The following is a 19,286-nucleotide window of genomic DNA, read 5'->3' as shown; positions in this document are numbered from 1 at the left end:
CCAGTGCCTCTTATTCGTTCTCCACCCTTATGAACAGCACGTCATTTGTGTTCAATTCCGTTAGCGCATGATTTGATCTGCGAATACCTGGAATCCAAAGCAAATTTCCCGCTGCATCGAACAGTAATGGATATAGCTCGCGTTTTAGCGGAGCGATTTTCTCATCAACGAACATATCTTGCACTTTTTTTGAGCCATTTAATCCTAAAACCTGAATTCTGTCACCCGGCCTGCGATTTCGCACGACGAGCGGATAGGTTAACTTCGAAGCATCAAAGCAGGCTTCATAGCGTGAAGCAGGCTTACGACTGTTAGGAGATGCTGAATAATCGAAGGTAAATGACCACCTACTTTGCTCCACATCCAAGCTTGCCGTATCCTCTCCAACCTCGTACGCGTAATCGTGCCCATGATCCGGTGAAAGGTTCGCTGTTTGAACCCACCTCATCACCTCATACTCACGCGCACAGCGTATTCCCGCACCGGCATCCATCCGCCATGTTGCTGGCGCAAGGGAGGAAGCGGCGAGCCGCATCGTCTCAATCTGCTCGAAGGATATCTTTTCCGTTTCTTTAGAAAGATAACTTAATATTAGTTTAATCAATCTCCTTTGTAAAGCGACGTGGAGACCATGCAAATCGATGCAGTTAATCGCGCATTCATTGGGGGATAACGTAACGAGCTGCACAAATAACGCTTCGGTTTGTTTCTCCATCCACTCGTCCTCCGCCCCCGCAACTTCAGCTAAGCGCTGAAGGGATTGTGACAACTGCGGATTATGACGGGATAAATACGGTAAAATATCTAGCCGAATGATATTTCGGAAATAATGGCGTTCCTTGTTGCTGCTATCCGTACAGTATGGAACTTGGTGCTCTTCGCAGTAACGCAGAAGGTCTGACTTGTTCATACGAAGCAGCGGCCGGATAAGTTCCACGTTTTTTTCAGATCTTTTGCTAAGCATTCCGGCAAGCCCGGTTAAGCCCGTTCCGCGGATCACGCGCATCAGAACGGTTTCCGCCTGATCATCCGCGTGATGAGCTAGCGCTATCTTAGTGGCACGATATTTAGCAGCTATTTCGTGCAAAAAAGCATACCTTTTCTCGCGAGAGGCAGCTTGACTATTCATACGCGTTTCTTCTATATAAGAGGGCATGTCCAAAGATATACTCTCAAAAACAACCCCTAGCCGCTCCGAAAAAGCCCGTACCACGGCCAGCTCATGCGCTGACTCTTCTACTCGAAAGCCATGATTCACATGAGCTGCTATAATTGATAGTTCGCCTTCCTTGGCAACAGAAGACAGCATATGCAGCAGTGCCATCGAATCCGGCCCACCGGATACTGCAATGACAATACAATCGCCAGCGAACCACAGCCTGCGCTCCTCTGCCGTTTTCTCTAGCTCGTATCGCAGATTCATATGTAGATCCTCACTTTCATTTCCTGCTTATGGCTGCTGCCTACAGCCCATTGCGCAGCAGCCAGTAAACCGATGTTCCAAGCAGCACCGCCGATGCTGCTGCCAGCCCTTTTAACCACCCAGGCGTCTTTGCAGTTCTTCGCGTATCACGCCTATGCATCAATAAGCGCCATGCAGACGATGCTTCTTCCGCATTCCTATATTGACCTGCAAATGCTTTGCTCAGCCAGCTGGCAATCGGTTTAAGAGCTTGACTGGATTCGGCGATTTGAATCAGCTCTCCTGTTGACCGATTCAAAGGAAGCAGCTCCATGGTCAGCTGATGCAGTCGTTTGGGCTCATGAAGCTGTATGCAAAGCACCCCAAACGAGAATAAATCATATTCCGGATCCGCAGACCGCGAGCCTCCGTTCCAGTAACCGCGATCATAAATTTCTGTAAATTGCCGTATTCCCTTACCGGATGCCGTCACTCCGCCGTAATCCACAAGCTCGACATGTCCGTAATCGGCGACAAGCACATTTTCTACTTTGAGATCACCGAATACCCAGCCCGCCTGATGCAGCTTGGCCAGCTTGCCGAGCAGGTTAAGACCTACGAGCGGAAACCATTCCATGCCCTGCTGCTTCAGGAAATCGCCAAGCGTTGTCCCGAGCACATAGCGCATAATATAAAAAGGATACTCCTTTCCATCGGGTCCATACAAGTCGTCCACGTCAAAGAGGAATGTTTCCTGCCCGTGCTGCTTCTGTTTCGCAAGCGACTGCAAGACGTTAATCTCCGATTGCAAATCTATAGCATCAACGCCAAGCTTCAGGGCATACCAGCTGCGATCGCGCTGTACGAGATATACTTTACCGTTTGCGCCCTCTCCAAGCAACCTGTCTACTTTATAGCGCCCTTGCTTCCATTTGCCGGTTACCACCATGCCGCGGCGAAGTTCAACCTTAAACGACGTAGTCACTCATCATCCCATCCGTTTCATCTCTGCTTTGTCTACCATAATCACCTTGGCGGTAAAATTCAATGACCTGCATGATCGCCGGACCTGTAGGTGTCGTACCCCCCATTTGCAGCCTCGGAAAAATTCCGTTAACACCATTCAAATGGCTGGTCCAACCTAAATCCATTACGCAATCATCGCCATGTCTTGAGCCCGGAAAATGAAAAACGGAAATCTCGCTTTTTCCCTGTCTAGCCTGCAGGCTAAGCATTAGATCGCGTATCGCCTCTTCTACTGCCGCGAGCTTCGGCTTCATACTGGCGCTCGCATCGATAAGAAGGGCGACCTGGAGGCTTGACGTCTCTCCAAGCTCATCAATTACACGAACGACATCCCCCCGCTTCTCTGGCGGCAGCGCCTCAATAGAACCGTTGCCAAGCACATGCTTCAGCTCCTTCTGGACTGCCAGCTGAATCGTTTGAACCACCGTCTTGCGCGTCATCATCTGCACCGTCTGCGAGAGCTGGCGTGTATTTACCATTCGGCTCAAACCACCGCCCGCACGCGCAATCTCGTCAATCTCTGCCGCACCAAGCTCACCTACATCACCGTGATCAAGCACGCCCACCACATTTACCGAAATACCGTCCGAATAAGCATGCGCGGCCGCCACCACCGGGCTAAGCCCCACATTCGAGCAGCCATCCGTAATCAATAAAATCTGTTTCATAATGATTTACCCTCCTTTAGTGTTTGTGTAACAAACACAGCTTCGTAAGCATAGGCTTTAGTGTTTGTGTAACAAACACAGCTTCGTAAGCATAGGCTTAGTGTTTGTGTAACAAACAGCTTTTCGAAAGCTATGGTCAGATTTGACCTTTCTATTAGCTTTGCCTTTTTTGAGAGGGTTAAACCGCTAGACTATTAAAAGATTGCTAACCGCGCGTCAAAATTTCGCGCATCGGCTGCAATGGTCATCAAAGTTGATAGCTTTATATCATTTATCGGTCTTTGTTTCAGTTAAATAAATGGATATCGAATGCACTCAACAAGCTAAGAAAGCAGCTCTAACGATTTAGCTGCCCTTTTCACTCGCTTTGAGCTTCTCTCCATTTGGATTAGCTGAAATTTCCACCGCTATTATCGACAATTAAGTATAATTCTGGAATTTAGATGGAATTCCTCCTTCTAATTCCGTAAATCCACTAGAAATCAACGGAAACCGTTAAATTAAAGGATCAAATTCCACCTAATTCATCATTTTCAAATGTTGTTTCAAATAGCAGACAATAGGGTATAAAAACTTTAACTAAAGTAATCTCACACATCATAACCGCATTCTGCAATCTAACTTAGGCTGCCTGACAGACAACACAGATAACACAAAAAGCCCCTTGTCCACCAACTCCGGCAAGCCGGCAGACAATAAGGGCATTAGCATATAGATCGGGAATCGAGTCCGCACCTGCTCACCGTTCAGATGCATCTCTCCCACAACCTGATCGACACTGCTCTTTAGCTCACCGTCCTTGGCCGCTCCATACGCGTTACGCCAGGGAAGCGGAAGGAGGCCCACTCCGGCAGATGCTTATCGATGCGTGCAACAAGCACGGTCATATCATCCACAATTTCACCATTATGATGGCGCACGACCTTATCCAGCAGCGCATCGGCCATCTCCTGCGGATCTTCCGTATCCAGTTCGCCAATAATCCGTTTCATCCATAATTCTTTATTTACTGCCAGTCCCGGAGCATCATAAATCCCGTCGCTCATCATGACGAGCGTATCCCCAGACTGCATTTGCATAGACACAAAATCAATATCAATATCTTGAATGATGCCGATGGGCAGGTTGTTCGCTGTAATCGGAATAACCTCATTTCCTCGTTTAATAAAGCTTGGGGTCGATCCTATCTTCATAAACGTCGTCTGCGCGGTATATAAATCCACAATCGCCAGATCCACAGTTGCAAATACTTCATCGGAGGATCGCAGCAAAAGCACCGAATTCACAGACTTCACAGCTAGCCTCTCATCCATGCCAGACTGCAGCAGCTGCTGCAAGATCGACAAAGCCGCACTGCTCTCCTGTCGCGCCCGTTCACCATTGCCCATACCATCGCTTATCGCAACAGCAAATTTCCCGTTGCCCAGCTCTACCATGCTAAAGCTGTCCCCTGACAGCAAATCGCCTCCTTTAGCCGCACCGGCTATCCCTGTCTCTACTTCATACTGCTTGGCCGAGCCAAAGGCCACAAGCGTCGGCTCACCGCTCCTTGTCGGAGGACGCTCGGACTTGACTGCAATATGCTCCCCCAAAATATCACTGAGGAGCGGAGCAATAATTTTACGGCACTCATCATATCCCTGCCCAAAGGCATGATAGACCTCGATATCAACGTTCCCCTCCTCCAAACTTACAATGTCTATGCCCTGAACGGACAAGCCGAGCCCCTCCACCGCCTCCCGAATTTGTTCTTCCTGCAAGTGCAGCGTCTGCCCTTCCCGTTTAATTTCCTTAGCCAAATCCTCCATTACCTGTGACACGCCTTGCAATTGATCAGCAACAAGTCCGCGAGAGTCGAATATTTGCTTCTTCCAGTGCATATTATTTTGGTAAAGCTCGTACTGCTGCGTCATGTCATTTAGTACCTGAGACGATTTTACGCAATGGGCCGACCACGCACGCGGGATTTCCTTTGCTGAAGGCACCCGCTGCTCTTCTACTACGGTTATCATATCCGTCATCATTTTGTATGTATGAAAAAACTTGTCCTCCCAGCAAGCATTCTGACGATGACAGCTCGCACAACTGCGCTCAGCAACCGCATTCATGAAATGACCGATCTCTTCCTCCTTATTAAGTGTAGTTACATTGTTGTTGAGTTGACCAAAGCTTCGGGATAGCTGGCGGAACACCTCCGAGTATTGGGATACACGATCTGCCGTCACCTCACGCACCCGCTTCGCGTATTCATGCTGCGATTTGGCATGCTCGTTCGTTCCCGGAACATACCGCGAAATCGTACGAATCATACTGCGCGGCGTAAGCATTAGCAGCATGGCTGCAGCTACGGATTCCCAGGTTGAGCTCATCACATCAGCCTGGCTTCCTACATATATGGATAAAATCGATGTTCCAAGCAACATCCCGAACGCCGCCGCCATTTTGCCGCCATCACGCAGCAAGCCAGCCAGCAACCCCGCAAACGCGAGTAAGCTCATTTGTACGACTGCCCCAAAGTCAGCCAAGCTTAGGATGAGTCCTGCAACAACACCGACCGAAGCGCCTAGCGGTGCGCCGCCTGCAAGAGCAAATAACAGCAGCATATAACGAGACATGACATGCTCTGCTGACATGCCGTAAAATACCCAGCCTACGGCGCCCGTCATGACAGATGCAAGAAGAATCATCAAACAAATAATTTCTTCGTTTTTGAGTGTAGCCGATTTCTTAGTCATCGTGAGCACCGGAATAGCCTGAATGAATACAAGCGTAAGCACAAAACCAAGTGCCGCCTCTACAACAACAAGCATAAAGTTATACCAGCTCAGCTCATCCCCTATAAACACGCTGAACATCTGAACTAATAAAGTGGAGGCAAACACCAGAATTGGGGCCGAGGAAAGCTCAGCCTTCTCATACGCCTCGAGCCCCTTCAGAAATAAGAACAACACCGCAATCTCCATAGCAATCCACATGGGCGCCGGATCGGCAGCCAGCCAACTGCCAACAACCAAGGATATCGCCACCCACGGATAAATATCCCTTCTCATGAAATAAATAACGGCGAAATAAGCAATCGCAAAAGGCATAAGTGATTCAAGTATGACTGCCCTGCCAAGTAAGAAAGCCACACCTACCAGCAGAAATGTCCACTTTTTGGCTAAAAGAACCTGAATGAAACGGCGTGCCACCACCCACTCCCGTCCTTTCTGCATCATCGCCTGAGCCAGACCTGTCCGTTTCATACCGGGAAGCACAACCACGTTTTCCTTTTCCATGACCAGACACCACCATTTCCGAATGTAATGTGTTTCCCATTATAGGAGGTTGTCCGTATGAAGTTTGTCAGTTAACGTAACACGTTTGTAAATTTTTTCCGACAAAAAGAAATCGCTCCGCGTGCATTGTCAGCGTCTTGTCAAAGGTATGCCCCGTAACGGTTTCCCCCCGTTTCACCGAATCAATAACCAAAACTCCGACAACAAAATATGTACTGTTTATTTTTGGAATGTTGGCGAAACAACGTGATAACCTGTCGGGAATGATGGAGGATCAGAGAAAAGTATTTTTTCGAGGCAGTCCTGCGACATTCAAACGACACTGACCGTGCCCCGATGCCTTCTGTCCTTTCATTCATCAGCATTTACGCAGGTTTATCAGCCTACTTCGACAGCATGTAGTATGCTTATACGATTAATTTGTATGGGCAGCCATAGGTGAAATGCAAAAAGAGCAGAACCGGATAGGTTCTGCTCCATGTATAATGTTATGACGATTCAGCTTATACTCGCTTGGCACCGCGTCCGCCGCGTTTGCCCTCCGTATTCTTCTTCAAAGAGGAGATGCGTTCTTCGCTGTCTTTCAGGAAACGTGACACTTTATCCTCGAATGACGGTTTTCCGTATGCCGGTCTGCCAGACGATTGCTTGTTGAAGGGACGACCACCGCCGCCACCACCACCGCCGCCACCGCGGTTGAAACGTTCGCCACCACCACCACTACCGCCAGTGCTTCCACCGCCGCCTCCGCTGTGACGCTCGCGTTGTTGTGGCGCTGGTTGGCCCTCTGGCCGGTCAATGGCTTGCTTAATGGAAAGTCCGATCTTTCCGTCTTTGTCCACGTTGATCACTTTAACTTTCACGACATCGTCGATTTTCAGGTGATCCTTCACGTCTTTGACGTAATTATCAGCAATTTCCGAAATGTGAACAAGACCCGTGACACCTCCCGACAAGTCGACAAATGCCCCAAAATGCGTAATGCCTGTCACTTTTCCTTCTAACTTAGCGCCCACTTCAATTGCCATAAAATAAAATGTTCCTCCCTAAAAGTTATGCGAAGCAAAACTGAATTCATAAGCATATGCTAAAAGTTTTGCGAAAACGCTATTAACGTGATTATAACCGAACCGTTCAAGTAAGGTCAACAGACGTTCACCCGATTTACAGCCCTATTTAGTCACTGAATATTTGCTGCTCGCCCTCTTTTACCATGCCCTGCTCTTTTGTTGCCAGTTGTTCGATATATTCCGGATCATTTAAACGTTCAATTTGACGTTTGAGCGCTTCTGTTTCTTTGGTTGAGGCATCCAGCTGCCCTTGGATCGTGGTGAGCTTAACGCCAGTGGCCGTTTTCTGCTGCATTTGGCCGAAGATCGTATACCCCGCCCAACCCATAAATAGCACGATGAACATCATCCATAGTTTAAACCGGCGTTTAGTGCCAGCATTCCCTGGCGTTTTATTTATAGCTGCTGTTGCCATGAGCGGTGTTACCTCCTAAACCATTTACTCCACATTCGAGCAATTAGTAGTCCAAATCTTTTCAACTTATTGATTAATTGCCATTTGGCCATGTAGGACGAGATCCAGCGCCAAAGGGGCCGGGTGACTGGTCGAACCATCCAAACAAGCAATTTCCAAAATGGACGAACCAATTGTAACACAATTTTCAAAACGAAAATAGTGAGTGCAGACCCAAATGCAAAGATAACCAAAACGAGCTTATAAAGCAATAAAATCGGCTTTACGACAAGGATTTCCAAGCATTTCAGCAAAATGGAGATCAGCTTGCGCACAGCTCCAATGAGCCATTTTACGATGACGATCACGATTCTGCTTAATAATAAATAATAGATTACGATACCGATAGCAAGTCCAATAAAAACGTACGCCCGCACCTCGCCATTATTGCTAGCGTACAGTACCCGAAAGACGACTAGTGCCGCCGCCATCCAGTAGATGACGTCAAGCACCGGCAGCCACCAGCGCGGAAACTTCAGCTCGTTCGAAACGACCCGATAGCCGTCGAATACGGTTCCCATGCCGAGTCCGGATAACAGCATGGCTGCCATCGTCATCCATTGCATGCTAAGCGTCACTTAAATAGCTTCCCGAACAGCCCTTTTGATTTTGAAGCAGCATTGTTCCCATCCACATAGGCGAGCGAATGGACGAGCCCTTCAATAGCTACCAATCCCTGTTCAAGGCTAAGATGCTTCATATGCAAATTTTGGCCCTTAACCGCCAAGAAGCCAAGCTCCGTCTCTAGTAAAAACTCCTCGCTGTCGAAGCTTTCCACGTTCACTACACCGGTAAGCTCAAGCAGCTTGCGATTCAGCATTTTGACTTCCTGATGCTTCTGCCCCTTGCCTTGGTCAACCATAGACTCGTCCTCCGCTTCATTTGCTTGTCTTTGACGCAAACGGCTAGCAGTCCAATGACGGCATCGCATACGTTTCACGTTCAAATATAAGAAGTGGGCAAGCGCAAGGCTTATCCTGTCTTATATGTTAAGACTAGCTTATGGGTGGTAGGCAAGAATTAGAACCTATTCTACTTGATTCTCAGACTTTAGCGCATCGTCATTCCACTCGGTGTTTACCTGCAGGAAGACGAACAGCAATATCTTATCGACTGCTTAAGTCCCACATTGCCACCAGTAAGCCGCCCCAGTATGTATTAAACCACCATAAGCGTTACGACGCTTAAAAAGATCAGCTGAATAATAGCATCCATTCCAGTGGTAGACGAAATAAAGCTTCTTGCATTCCAGCATGGCCTAACAAAGGAAATCCCTTTCGACGATACTCAGGAACGAGCAGTTGTAATTGATTCATAGAGTTGTCCTCCGAGTATATAAACCTTCTTTATAAAGTTGAAACAGGTAATATAGCGCAATTTAGAGGCTGCCTATTAAGCACAAAAAAAGACTGCCTGCAAGTGTTAAGCTTGTAGACAGTCTTGATGTTATTGCTGTTGTTCCCAGTCGAGCGTGTTCTCGCGCTGGCGTTGTTCTTCTTTCACCAAGGTATACAGCTCTCCGGCTTCATCCTTACGGGTCGTCTCCGCAATTCGCTCAACGCGTACGGTTACGATCTTCTGACCGTATTGGATTTGGAGCTCATCACCGACCTTTACGGCGCTGCTAGCTTTCGCTTCGCGGCCATTGATCCATACGCGCCCTTGCTCGGATACATCCTTCGCAACGGTACGGCGTTTAATCAGGCGGGATACCTTAAGAAATTTATCCAATCGCATATACTATTGGATAGCTTCTTTCAATTTGTTGCCTGCTTTGAATGCAGGAACTTTTGCTTCCGAAATTTCGATTGGAGCGCCTGTTTGCGGGTTGCGTCCAGTGCGTCCAGCACGTTTACGAGTTTCGAAAGTACCGAAGCCGATCAATTGTACTTTATCGCCACCAGCAAGCGCATCCGTTACTTCGCCCAAGAAGCCATTAAGTACTGCTTCTACGTCGCGTTTAGTCAAACCGCTTTTTTCTGCAATGTTGTTGATCAAGTCTGTTTTGTTCATTATAAAATCCTCCTAATTCGTTACCGTTATTTTTTGTGGTCGACGCTTAAAGCGCCGCCGTTGCTTTCAATGCTTACTCTCACGAAGAATACTTATTCTGCCTTCTAGCAAATAAATCCTGCCGCTTTTTTAAATTTTTTTGCGGTTGGTGTGGAATTAAGGCGATCCCTGACGAAATGGAAGCTACAATTGACGTTTAGCCTCTTCCCACCAGCGATCCATTTCTGTTAAATCAGTCTGGTCAAATTGCTTGCCGCTTATACGAAGCTGTTCCTCAATATACGCAAATCTACTGCGGAATTTTTTGTTCGTACGCGAGAGCGCCTCCTCGGGATCGGCATGTATGAACCGAGAGGCATTCACAACGGCAAACAACAAATCGCCAAGCTCCGAGGCCTGCTCTTCTTCGGATTGCGAGGCAATCGCCTCACGCAGCTCCGCAAGCTCCTCTTCGATCTTGTCCAGCACTGGTCCAAGCTCATCCCAGTCAAAGCCGACTTTAGCCGCTTTTTTCTGAAGCTTGAACGCCTTCATGAGAGCCGGCAGATCCGGAGGGATACCGTCAAGCACCGATTTGCGGCCCGCATCGGTTCCTTTCAGACGTTTCTCCTCTGCCTTCATCTGCTCCCAGTTGCCAAGCGCCTCCTCGGAATTGCTGGCATTCAGCTCCCCAAATACATGCGGATGGCGGAAGATAAGTTTCTCGTTTAGTGATTGTATCACATCATAGACCGAAAATGCGCCTGTCTCTTCTTCCATTTGGCTATGGAGCATCACTTGCAGGATAACATCCCCAAATTCTTCCTGCATGCCATCAGGATCATCATTATCGATCGCCTCAAGCGCTTCGTACAGCTCTTCGATGAAATTCTTGCGGATGGATTGATGCGTTTGCTCACGGTCCCACGGACAGCCCTCGGCACTGCGCAGGATAGAAACAATCTCATGCAGCCGCTCAAAAGAGCGATTGCGAAGCACCGCATCGTCTGAGCGAGGCACCCAAATCAGCGATAAGTTACCGTAGCCTGGCGTGCGGTCTAACTCATACAGCGGGACGCGAATAATCTGCTGCTCCGAAGCAACCCCTAGCGCATGGCCGACTACAACCTCATAATCGTCGGGATATCGCTCCATCAGCGCAAGCTTTACATCAGATGCCGTGAAAGCATCATACACTTGACCGATCAATGTATGCAACTGCGGCTGCAGGAGAGAAGGCTGCAATTCCGCTGCATCAAGCAGCGCAAAGCCTTCAATCGGGTCGATACCAAGACTGACGAACGCTTGGTCCAGAAAGCTTTCTCCGCCGATGATTTGAAGCTCAATTCCCGCTTCCAAGCATTGCTCACGAAGCAATTGGACGGTACGCTCAGCCACCATCGGGTGACCCGGTACCGCATAAATAAGCGAGCTAGAGCCAGCGTTTCCGGCAGAGCCCTGAGCTTCGGCGATTAGGGTTTCGGCAATCGCTTTGTAGACGTCAGGAAAGGAATCATGCTGCTCATAAAGAGTATCGAACGATGTAAAAGCAATGCCATTTTCCGCCAGCATCGACATCGCAGGATGCTGCGCGGTGCGTACAAAAACACGCTCCGACGCCTGCAATCTGCGCCAAACGCCAAGCGTCAATTGATCCGGATCGCCCGAGCCGAGCCCGACGACCGTAAGTTGTGGTGTGGACATATTACGAATCCTCCTTAGAGATGATTTGATATGCTGCTTCCAGCATTATGGAAAGGGCACAGCGCCAGGCGCAAGTCTCGAATGAAACAAATACGTTGACATAACAGACATTAATCAGCAAACAGCCAACTGAAGCCAAGGATATGTATTTGAGCTCAGCGCAATCAAAAATATTGGTCAATTTTGGGCTGTAAAAAGTAATCATGAACCAATTTAATCAAAACTTCAATAACGCAGATTAAATTTTTTTCATGAAGGATTAGTACCAGATAAGCTTAACTTAAGGATTAAAAACGATGATCAGAAAAAATAGAAATATTGTTGATCAACTTGATCGAAATAACGGAAACGAAATGGGTAGAGTAAACTGTGAAAACAGATCTTATATGGATCGGTCATTCAACGAAATCATGAGTTTTAATTTTTACTGATGTATAGTCGCATTACATAGTCATTCATCCTGTTAGAGCAGGCTTGAAAGGCTCCCTGTCTCAAAACATTTTTTTAAAGGCATCTAAAGCTTGAGCCAAGATGCTGCATTTGTAGGAGCTAACCGCTATTTCGCCGATTAGCTCTCATCTTTCGCTGGCGGAATAAGCCGCCAGCGCCGCAAGCGGGCGGCCAATACGCCGCCGCCCGGCAGCGCGCGCAATTCGCGCGCGCTCACAGCGCCACCGCGCAATGCCGCGGCGCCAAAGGCGCAAGCGCCGACGGCCACGCACGTCAGCGCAAGCGCAGCTGCTGCCGCCCTAGGCGGCAGCCCGCCGAGCGCGGCGTTCAGCGCTCGCTCGGCGACAAGAAGCGCCGCGGCCATGACCGCGAGCGCAAAGCCCGTGCCTGCGGCCGCGCGTCCAGGCGCCGGCCAACGTCCCCGCTTCGCCGCTCCACTCGCACCTTCCGCTCCACCGCTCGCCCCATCGCTCCCGCGTTCCGCCGCTCCACTCGCACCTTCGGCTCCACCTTCCGCTCCACTCACGCCTTCGGCTCCACCGCTCGCCCCATCGCTCCCGCTTTCCGCCGCTCCGCTCACGCCTTCCGCTCCACCGCTCGCCCCATCGCTCCCGCTTTCCGCCGCTCCGCTCACGCCTTCCGCTCCACCGCTCGCCCCATCGCTCCCGCGTTCCGCCGCATTCACACGCTCACTGATGTAAGACTCGCCGCGCATGGTTCCCCAAGTACCCGTCAATGACGCTCCCGCTGCTGCGGCATGATAGCGAACAGCAATCGTGCCAAGCAGCGCAGCAACACTTAAGGCAACGACCCCGCCAATCGCCGCGCCTTCAATGCCGTATGCAGGAACAAGCACAGCGTTAAGCACGCCTTTCAGCACAGCCGCCAATAGCAGCAGAAAAGCCGGAATTCGCACTGCGCCAAGGCTTTGCAGCACCGGTGCTGTTACCGCGTTCACGCTGCCAGCAAGCGCAGTGCAGCCAATTAATGCAAACGCTATGGTTCCTTTCGCGTCCTCATACAGCATAATATTGAGCGGCTCCGCAAGTAGTACAAGTCCCACGGCTGCTGCCGCTCCAATCCCCCATGCCGCCCGTTCGACAAGCGAGAGCTGCATACGCAACTGCCCGTAGGCACCCCGCATCCGCGCAAGCGCAAGCCCTGGTACCATCGCAGCCGCGGCAGCTCCAGCGACCATAACAACTAACTGGACTAGCGGCTGTGCCCTACTGTAAATGCCGAACATTCCCATCGCATGCGCCTCAGAGGCTCCGCTTACTTGCAGCAATCGCGGTACAGTAAAGGCATCCACAACGCCAAGTACCGGAACGACAACGGCCCCGAGCGCAACAGGCAGGGCTATGACAGCAAGCTTTTTAATTTCCTCTTTTAAAGCACCAACTTTGCGACTGAAACGCTCGCCCGTACGTTTGCTCCATGAATATACAACTAGGATCAGCAAAGCTGCTGCTCCTCCGAAAGCAGAACCGCTCATTACGCCCGAGGCTACAGATGCCTCCCCCCAGCCCGCTGACCAGCTTAATCCCAGCACAAGAAGCATTACACCAACCCGTATCATTTGCTCGGCAACCTGCGACGCAGCAGACAATCCCATCTTTCCAAGACCCTGCATATAACCACGCAATGCGGCGACGAAAGGAGCCAACAGCAGAGCAAAGGATACCGATCGTATCGCTCCCGCCGTTTCCGCATCACCAATCCATCGCGCCACTTGCTCCGATCCCGCCCACATGAAGCCAAAGGACACAATGCCTGTCATACCAAGTAGCAGCAACGCCGCATATAACGTTCTCCTTACGCCCTCCGTGTCATTTCCTCTGCGCAGCCTCTCCGCAATGAGCAATGAGACCGCCGTAGGCAACCCGGCTGTTGCCAGAGAAGCCGCCAGTTGGTAAAACGGATAAACCGCGTTATAGATACCAAATACCCGGTCTCCCGCCAAATTTTGCAGCGGTATTTTCTGAAAAACGCCGATTAGCTTAGACAGCAAAGCCGCGCCTGCCATCAGCACGACGCCATTCACAAGAAGCCGTTTAGAGCCGCGCCCCACTTGAACTCTACCTTCTTCGGACGGTTGATCCCCCACCTCAGCAGATGCTTCACCTTCCAAAGAAGGAAGCAATGCTCCAGCTCCGCTCTTGTCTCCCGCCCCTTTAACGGCGGCATCCCCCGTCTTCCGACCACTCGCCAGCTCCAGCTCATCCGCTGCAAGTCCACTTTTCCCCGGCTTGCGGTTCATCTGCCACACTCCTGCCTATCCCTCGATTGATATTGGTCTTTATTATACCTCACAATCGCAAACCTTGAAAAAGCTTCCCCAATCAAGATTTCTCTTGATCAAAGAAGCTGTCTCCACACTCTTTTATTCCCTTTTTCAAACATTTCGCAATTTATTGCTCCATTTGCTTGGCTAGAAAACCCGCCGCCGTCTCTGCCATCTTGGTTTCCATATTAGCCATTTTCACCGATTCATCCTTGCTTAACAGCACAACGGTACCAATTGGATCACCGCCCGCAATGATCGGAGCAATGACGAAGGAGCTGTAATTCTCCTGCGTATCCTTAATGATTTCGAATGCGCCGCCGTTAGCCTCTGCCATCGTTTTGCGGTTTTCCATACAGCTCTCCAGAGCAGCCCCGACTTGCTTGTCCAACAGCTCTTTCTTGGATGCTCCAGCGACAGCAATGATGTTGTCCCGGTCCGTAATTAAGGTTACATGGTTCGTGCCCTCAAATAACGACTCCGCATATTCCTTAGCGAAATCGCCCAGTTCACCGATAGGAGAATATTTTTTCAAAATAACTTCGCCATCGCGATCTACAAATATTTCTAGAGGGTCACCCTCGCGAATACGCAGTGTACGGCGGATCTCCTTCGGAATCACCACACGCCCGAGATCATCGATGCGACGTACAATTCCAGTTGCTTTCATTTCTTGTTGCCCCGCTTTCCTAGAGGATTTTGAATCGACTGGACTTTTGCTGCTCGTTTATAACGAAGAAGAAACATCCTTCAAAGATTTTGAATCTGACCATAGTATTCATCCGCTCCCAATATCTTATACACGGATGACATTTCCGACCAAACGTTCCATCTCCTTGTACAAAAACGGCCAATTGCACGGCTCGTTTTCGTGCTTCCACTTCCTTATCATCCCTTTTCAGCATGCCCCGTTTCCTGCTTTTGCTTGCATCCTAATCAGAATATTTTGGTTGAGTGGCCAGATGGCTTATTCGATCTATTTAAATCAACTTCCATCCTCATGCGTCACACATTTTCAGATTACCCTTTTACTTTTTTCGTGAAAATTCATTTTTTTATGGGGGTCATGCAGCAAAAATCATCCACATTTGAAAGGAAAAAGTGAAGAAAGCTTAAATAAATGGCAAAGCTAGTCCTGAGGGGATTATCTAAGTGACGCACACGCGAATGCACAACTGTTGGGATGAGTGGTTAAACGGCGACGACAGCTTTTATCATAGTCAGTGGTAGTTATAGACTTGATAAGCTGTCGAATGCCGGAGGAGTTGAAGAATTGAACACGGATGTGATAGAGGAACATATACGCTTTTTTATCCTGCCGTTGCCGTTTTGGAAAAAGCCTCCGGATGTCGGAAAAACAGAACGGTAGCGATCACGCCAAACACCGCAAGGACAGTACTACTCTTCTTTGATGTCACCAGGGGTATTAATTTCTGCCCCTTAGAAGCTTCTATTTCCTTCGCTCGCTCAATTGCCATCATTCTTATTTCCTCCCTTATGGTTTGGATAAGAACCATTTTAGTTGCTCTAACACTCTCCCACAGCAGCCTGCATACCGCTAAAAACCTTGATTTAATGCTTAAGAAGCTGACTCAATTCCCGCTTAAGCGCCAAAAAATCGGGATGCTCACGCACCTCAGGCGTTCTCCCCTCAGGCAGTTCGACGCAATATTCCTTCAAAATCCGGCCCGGTCCGGCTCCCATAACCACGATGCGTTGCGACAGAAATATCGCCTCATCAATATCATGAGTAATAAAGAGAACGGTCGTCTTCTCCCTCTCCCATACCTCAAGGAGCATCTCCTGCATCTCCAGCTTCGTCTGCGCATCCAGTGCCCCAAAAGGTTCATCCATCAGCAGCACCTTCGGCCGATTGGCAAGTGCCCGCGCAATGGCCACCCGCTGCTTCATGCCACCGGACAATTGCTTCGGGTAGGACTTGGCAAACGATTCAAGGCGAATGACCTTTAGAAAATAATTAGACAGCTTGCGGCGGTCCAAAATTGAAATTCCTTTCAGCTTCATGCCGTATTCAATGTTTTCCCGGACGGTTAACCAAGGAAACAACGTATAGCCTTGAAAAACCATGCCCCGATCAGCGCCCGGTCCGATAATTTCCTCACCATCCACGCGAAGCGACCCGCCGCTTGGCTCGTCCAAGCCTGCCACCATGCGAAGTAGCGTTGATTTGCCGCAGCCTGAAGGTCCTACAATCGTGAGAAACTCGTTTTCACCAATGGTCAGGTCGATGTCGCGAAGAGCCTCGAAACGGCTTTTCTTTGACTCATATACCTTTTGCAATCCGTGAATCTCAATGGTCCCGTTAGTCGATTTAGCTGTCAGCATAAGATCACTCCCCAGTAGATTTCATTAAATAAATGGCTTATTCAAACAATATTAATTAAAAAAAGCCCAGGAGAGTGTCTCCCATGCTTTTATCCTTCCGTGTTATACAGCCTCAGGTTAGAGCTAGTCATGGCCACCTGTTCGCTATACGCTATCTCTCGGACCAGAACTCAAACGTTTGCCACTTCTGCATGAAATATACAGAGGCTGCATGTCGTTTGAACGGAACCCTAGACAGCTTTTTTTGTTCCCACCCACATTACGGAGGAGAACCTATATTTAATTGTCATGAAACCTAACCTTAGTTTCAATTATAGCGTCTAGAATACACTTTCGTCAATAATTATGTAACGTTATCTAACATTATATACCCATAGATATTCAAGCTCTTATCCACCCTATCCATTTCCGATTAACCATCGATCGTCGATAAAGCCGTACCCATATTCAACGCAAAAATAGGCCGTGCAGAATGATTTCCGCACAGCCATTTCCTCTAACTCCTTTAACTACTTTCTTTCGGAACTCCACTTTTCCCCTTAACAGGATTAGTTTTCTTCCTTGGGCGGCTTCTTCAGCCGCCCTGCCTTGCCCAGCGCTTCTCTCAGCAAAAATTCAATGTGCCCATTGACGCTCCGGAATTCATCCGCCGCCCACTGCTCCAACGCGCGGTGAAGTTCAGGATCCAATCGAAGCGGAAATGCTTTCTTTTCTTTTGCCATTTCAATCAGCCTCTAGCCGTACAGCGTTCCTGTATTAATCACAGGAGTAGCGGCACGATCGGACACAATCGAAACCATTAAGTTGTTCACCATAGCAGCCCGACGCTCATCATCCAGAGTGATACCGTTTGCTTCAAGCTGCCGAAGCGCCATATCCACCATGCCGACGGCTCCTTCAACGATTTTGGAGCGTGCTGCCACAATCGCGATCGCTTGCTGCCGCTGGAGCATTGCACTTGCAATCTCCTGCGCATAAGCCAAATGCGTAAGACGAGTCTCAATCACCTTAACGCCAGCGACCGAAAGGCGATTTTGCAATTCCCGATTAAGCTCTGCCGCCACTTCGTCCGCATTGCCTCTTAAGGACAAAGCCACGTCTTCGGAGAACACATCATAAGGATATTGCGCCGCAATATGCCTGACCGCCGTTTCGCTTTGAATTTCAACAAAACGTTCGTAATTATCGACATCAAAGCTTGCTCTTGCGGTATCCATGACTTTAAATACGACTACTGCCCCAATCTCAACCGGATTCCCCTCGGCATCGTTTACCTTGAGCGTCTGGCTATTAAAGTTACGCACCTTTAGCGAGATTTTAGCTTTGCTCGTCAGCGGCAGCACCATCCATAGGCCACTCTCCAGAACGGAACCCATATAGGTACCAAACAACGTTACAACCTTCGCCTCGTTCGGCTGTACGATCATAAGCGAGGATAGGCATAAGGCTGATAGCAACACCAAAAATATGCCAACTCCTATCATTAAGCCGGAAGGTTGATTCTGCGACGTTTGAGATATGAATAGATATATCCCCCCTGCTCCAGCGACAATGGCAAATAACAGAGCCATATAACCACTCACATACCAAGCCTTTTTCTCCTTCATGACACCCACTCCTTCAACGGAATATATATATTGTTTTGATATAAAAATGATATCACTTTTTACAAATATAAGCAATCGATATAGCCGCCCTTTTCTAAAAAAAGATTTGACCCTTACACTGATGTCAGGGTTTATACTACAATTAAACCATTTCATAACCCCGGGGGTACCACATGAAAATCGGTGAATTGTCACAACAAACAGGCGTCAGTGTTCGCTCACTTCGCCATTATGAACATTGCGGATTACTCACATCCGTCCGCCAAGCGAACGGTTATCGAGAATACTCACCTCTTGCAGTTGAGACGGTAGAGAGCATCAAGCTGTATTTGAATCTGGGCTTAACAACGGAGCAAATTGCCGGTTTTCTTACCTGCGTGCTTCAAAATAAAGAAGCATTTTGCTCCGAGGTGCTGCCGGTGTACCACAAAAAGCTGGCGGATATCGATCGGCAAATCATAGAACTTAGCCAGATCAGAATCAATTTGCTCGATCGAATCGCTTCGCTTACGAAGACGGAACCTGAACCTAATATATAGGAGGAGAAATAAAAATGGCTATGATTAATGCAGATTCAGAGCACACACTCGACTCAGCCCTAAGCCAAGGAGTCGTTCTTGTCGATTACGCTGCGCCTTATTGCCCGCCCTGCAAAACCTTGCTAGGCGTCTTGGAGGAATTAGAGGAAGAAATGAACGGTGCGGCCCGTTTCGTTAAAGTGAACTGCGAGGACTTGCCAGCAGCCGCTTCCAAAGCTGGCATTCTCGGCACACCTACCGTGATTGTGTATAAAGATGGCGTACCGATGGATAAGCTCGTAGGTCTTCGTCCAAAATCAAACTATCAAGCAGTCCTCCAAAAATATTTATAAATCTAACTGCAATCGGTGGCTATGAAATGATTATGTTTGGACTGGAATTTCTCCCGTTATTCTAACGGTTTCAAGCCATTTTCGGCATTTAATCCGGAATTAGAGGGAGAAATCCCATCTAACTCAAGTGAGAA

At 48.8% G+C, this 19,286-nt stretch carries 20 protein-coding genes; 2 read left to right on the top strand and 18 right to left on the bottom strand.

Annotated features, from left to right (window positions below; all coding sequences use genetic code 11):
* Window positions 1–10: 10 nt before the first annotated feature.
* From tilS to E0496_RS20745, 18 genes are all read right to left on the bottom strand, one after another.
* Window positions 11–1,423: a tRNA lysidine(34) synthetase TilS gene (tilS, locus tag E0496_RS20820; RefSeq protein ID WP_141503742.1), complete on the bottom strand. Its 1,413-nt coding sequence runs from the start codon at window positions 1,421–1,423 to the stop codon at window positions 11–13.
* A gap of 40 nt (window positions 1,424–1,463) precedes the next feature.
* Complete coding sequence (locus E0496_RS20815; RefSeq protein WP_141503741.1) at window positions 1,464–2,387, bottom strand: protein kinase domain-containing protein; 924 nt, start codon at window positions 2,385–2,387, stop codon at window positions 1,464–1,466.
* Window positions 2,371–3,096: a vWA domain-containing protein gene (locus E0496_RS20810; RefSeq protein WP_141503740.1), complete on the bottom strand. Its 726-nt coding sequence runs from the start codon at window positions 3,094–3,096 to the stop codon at window positions 2,371–2,373. Before E0496_RS20810 ends, E0496_RS20815 begins: the two co-directional genes overlap by 17 nt.
* A 785-nt stretch (window positions 3,097–3,881) precedes the next feature.
* Window positions 3,882–6,374 carry a stage II sporulation protein E gene (spoIIE, locus tag E0496_RS20805; protein WP_141503739.1) on the bottom strand — a complete coding sequence of 831 codons (2,493 nt, stop codon included), beginning with the start codon at window positions 6,372–6,374 and terminating at the stop codon, window positions 3,882–3,884.
* Between the two features lie 503 nt (window positions 6,375–6,877).
* The gene (locus tag E0496_RS20800) at window positions 6,878–7,402 is read right to left on the bottom strand and encodes a S1 domain-containing RNA-binding protein (protein ID WP_139991410.1); all 525 of its coding nucleotides are present in this window, start codon (window positions 7,400–7,402) and stop codon (window positions 6,878–6,880) included.
* Between the two features lie 148 nt (window positions 7,403–7,550).
* Entirely contained in the window at window positions 7,551–7,859 is a 309-nt protein-coding gene (locus E0496_RS20795) for an FtsB family cell division protein (protein WP_141503738.1), read from the bottom strand.
* A gap of 8 nt (window positions 7,860–7,867) precedes the next feature.
* Complete coding sequence (yabQ, locus tag E0496_RS20790; protein ID WP_241674914.1) at window positions 7,868–8,476, bottom strand: spore cortex biosynthesis protein YabQ; 609 nt, start codon at window positions 8,474–8,476, stop codon at window positions 7,868–7,870.
* Complete coding sequence (gene yabP / locus E0496_RS20785; RefSeq protein ID WP_141503737.1) at window positions 8,473–8,760, bottom strand: sporulation protein YabP; 288 nt, start codon at window positions 8,758–8,760, stop codon at window positions 8,473–8,475. Before yabP ends, yabQ begins: the two co-directional genes overlap by 4 nt.
* A 331-nt stretch (window positions 8,761–9,091) precedes the next feature.
* Window positions 9,092–9,214: a hypothetical protein gene (locus E0496_RS36935; RefSeq protein WP_277755872.1), complete on the bottom strand. Its 123-nt coding sequence runs from the start codon at window positions 9,212–9,214 to the stop codon at window positions 9,092–9,094.
* 130 nt (window positions 9,215–9,344) lie between these two features.
* Window positions 9,345–9,635: an RNA-binding S4 domain-containing protein gene (locus tag E0496_RS20780; protein WP_076338521.1), complete on the bottom strand. Its 291-nt coding sequence runs from the start codon at window positions 9,633–9,635 to the stop codon at window positions 9,345–9,347.
* A gap of 3 nt (window positions 9,636–9,638) precedes the next feature.
* A complete protein-coding gene (locus E0496_RS20775) occupies window positions 9,639–9,911 on the bottom strand; it encodes an HU family DNA-binding protein (protein ID WP_053373361.1) in 273 nt (90 codons plus the stop codon).
* Between the two features lie 183 nt (window positions 9,912–10,094).
* Entirely contained in the window at window positions 10,095–11,594 is a 1,500-nt protein-coding gene (gene yabN / locus E0496_RS20770) for a bifunctional methyltransferase/pyrophosphohydrolase YabN (RefSeq protein WP_141503736.1), read from the bottom strand.
* Between the two features lie 568 nt (window positions 11,595–12,162).
* Entirely contained in the window at window positions 12,163–14,304 is a 2,142-nt protein-coding gene (locus E0496_RS20765; RefSeq protein ID WP_141503735.1) for a polysaccharide biosynthesis protein, read from the bottom strand.
* 151 nt (window positions 14,305–14,455) lie between these two features.
* Window positions 14,456–14,998 carry a stage V sporulation protein T gene (spoVT, locus tag E0496_RS20760; protein ID WP_141503734.1) on the bottom strand — a complete coding sequence of 181 codons (543 nt, stop codon included), beginning with the start codon at window positions 14,996–14,998 and terminating at the stop codon, window positions 14,456–14,458.
* 640 nt (window positions 14,999–15,638) lie between these two features.
* Entirely contained in the window at window positions 15,639–15,809 is a 171-nt protein-coding gene (locus tag E0496_RS35660; RefSeq protein ID WP_161601508.1) for a hypothetical protein, read from the bottom strand.
* Window positions 15,810–15,900: 91 nt separating this feature from the next.
* A complete protein-coding gene (locus E0496_RS20755; protein WP_141503733.1) occupies window positions 15,901–16,674 on the bottom strand; it encodes an ABC transporter ATP-binding protein in 774 nt (257 codons plus the stop codon).
* 548 nt (window positions 16,675–17,222) lie between these two features.
* Entirely contained in the window at window positions 17,223–17,396 is a 174-nt protein-coding gene (locus E0496_RS20750; RefSeq protein ID WP_141503732.1) for a type II toxin-antitoxin system antitoxin, read from the bottom strand.
* A gap of 12 nt (window positions 17,397–17,408) precedes the next feature.
* The gene (locus E0496_RS20745) at window positions 17,409–18,281 is read right to left on the bottom strand and encodes an SPFH domain-containing protein (protein WP_141503731.1); all 873 of its coding nucleotides are present in this window, start codon (window positions 18,279–18,281) and stop codon (window positions 17,409–17,411) included.
* Window positions 18,282–18,454: 173 nt separating this feature from the next.
* Here E0496_RS20745 and E0496_RS20740 point away from each other — a divergent pair, with 173 nt between their 5' ends.
* The gene (locus E0496_RS20740) at window positions 18,455–18,820 is read left to right on the top strand and encodes a MerR family transcriptional regulator (protein WP_141503730.1); all 366 of its coding nucleotides are present in this window, start codon (window positions 18,455–18,457) and stop codon (window positions 18,818–18,820) included.
* Window positions 18,821–18,834: 14 nt separating this feature from the next.
* Complete coding sequence (locus E0496_RS20735; protein ID WP_141503729.1) at window positions 18,835–19,152, top strand: thioredoxin family protein; 318 nt, start codon at window positions 18,835–18,837, stop codon at window positions 19,150–19,152.
* The last annotated feature ends 134 nt before the right edge of the window (window positions 19,153–19,286 follow it).

Origin of the sequence: Paenibacillus luteus (genome assembly GCF_006542765.1) — a bacterium.
In the GTDB taxonomy this organism is placed as follows: Bacteria; Bacillota; Bacilli; order Paenibacillales; family Paenibacillaceae; genus Pristimantibacillus; species Pristimantibacillus luteus.
The sequence above is the reverse complement of the archived record's forward strand: the minus strand, read 5'-3'. Positions and strand labels throughout refer to the sequence as shown.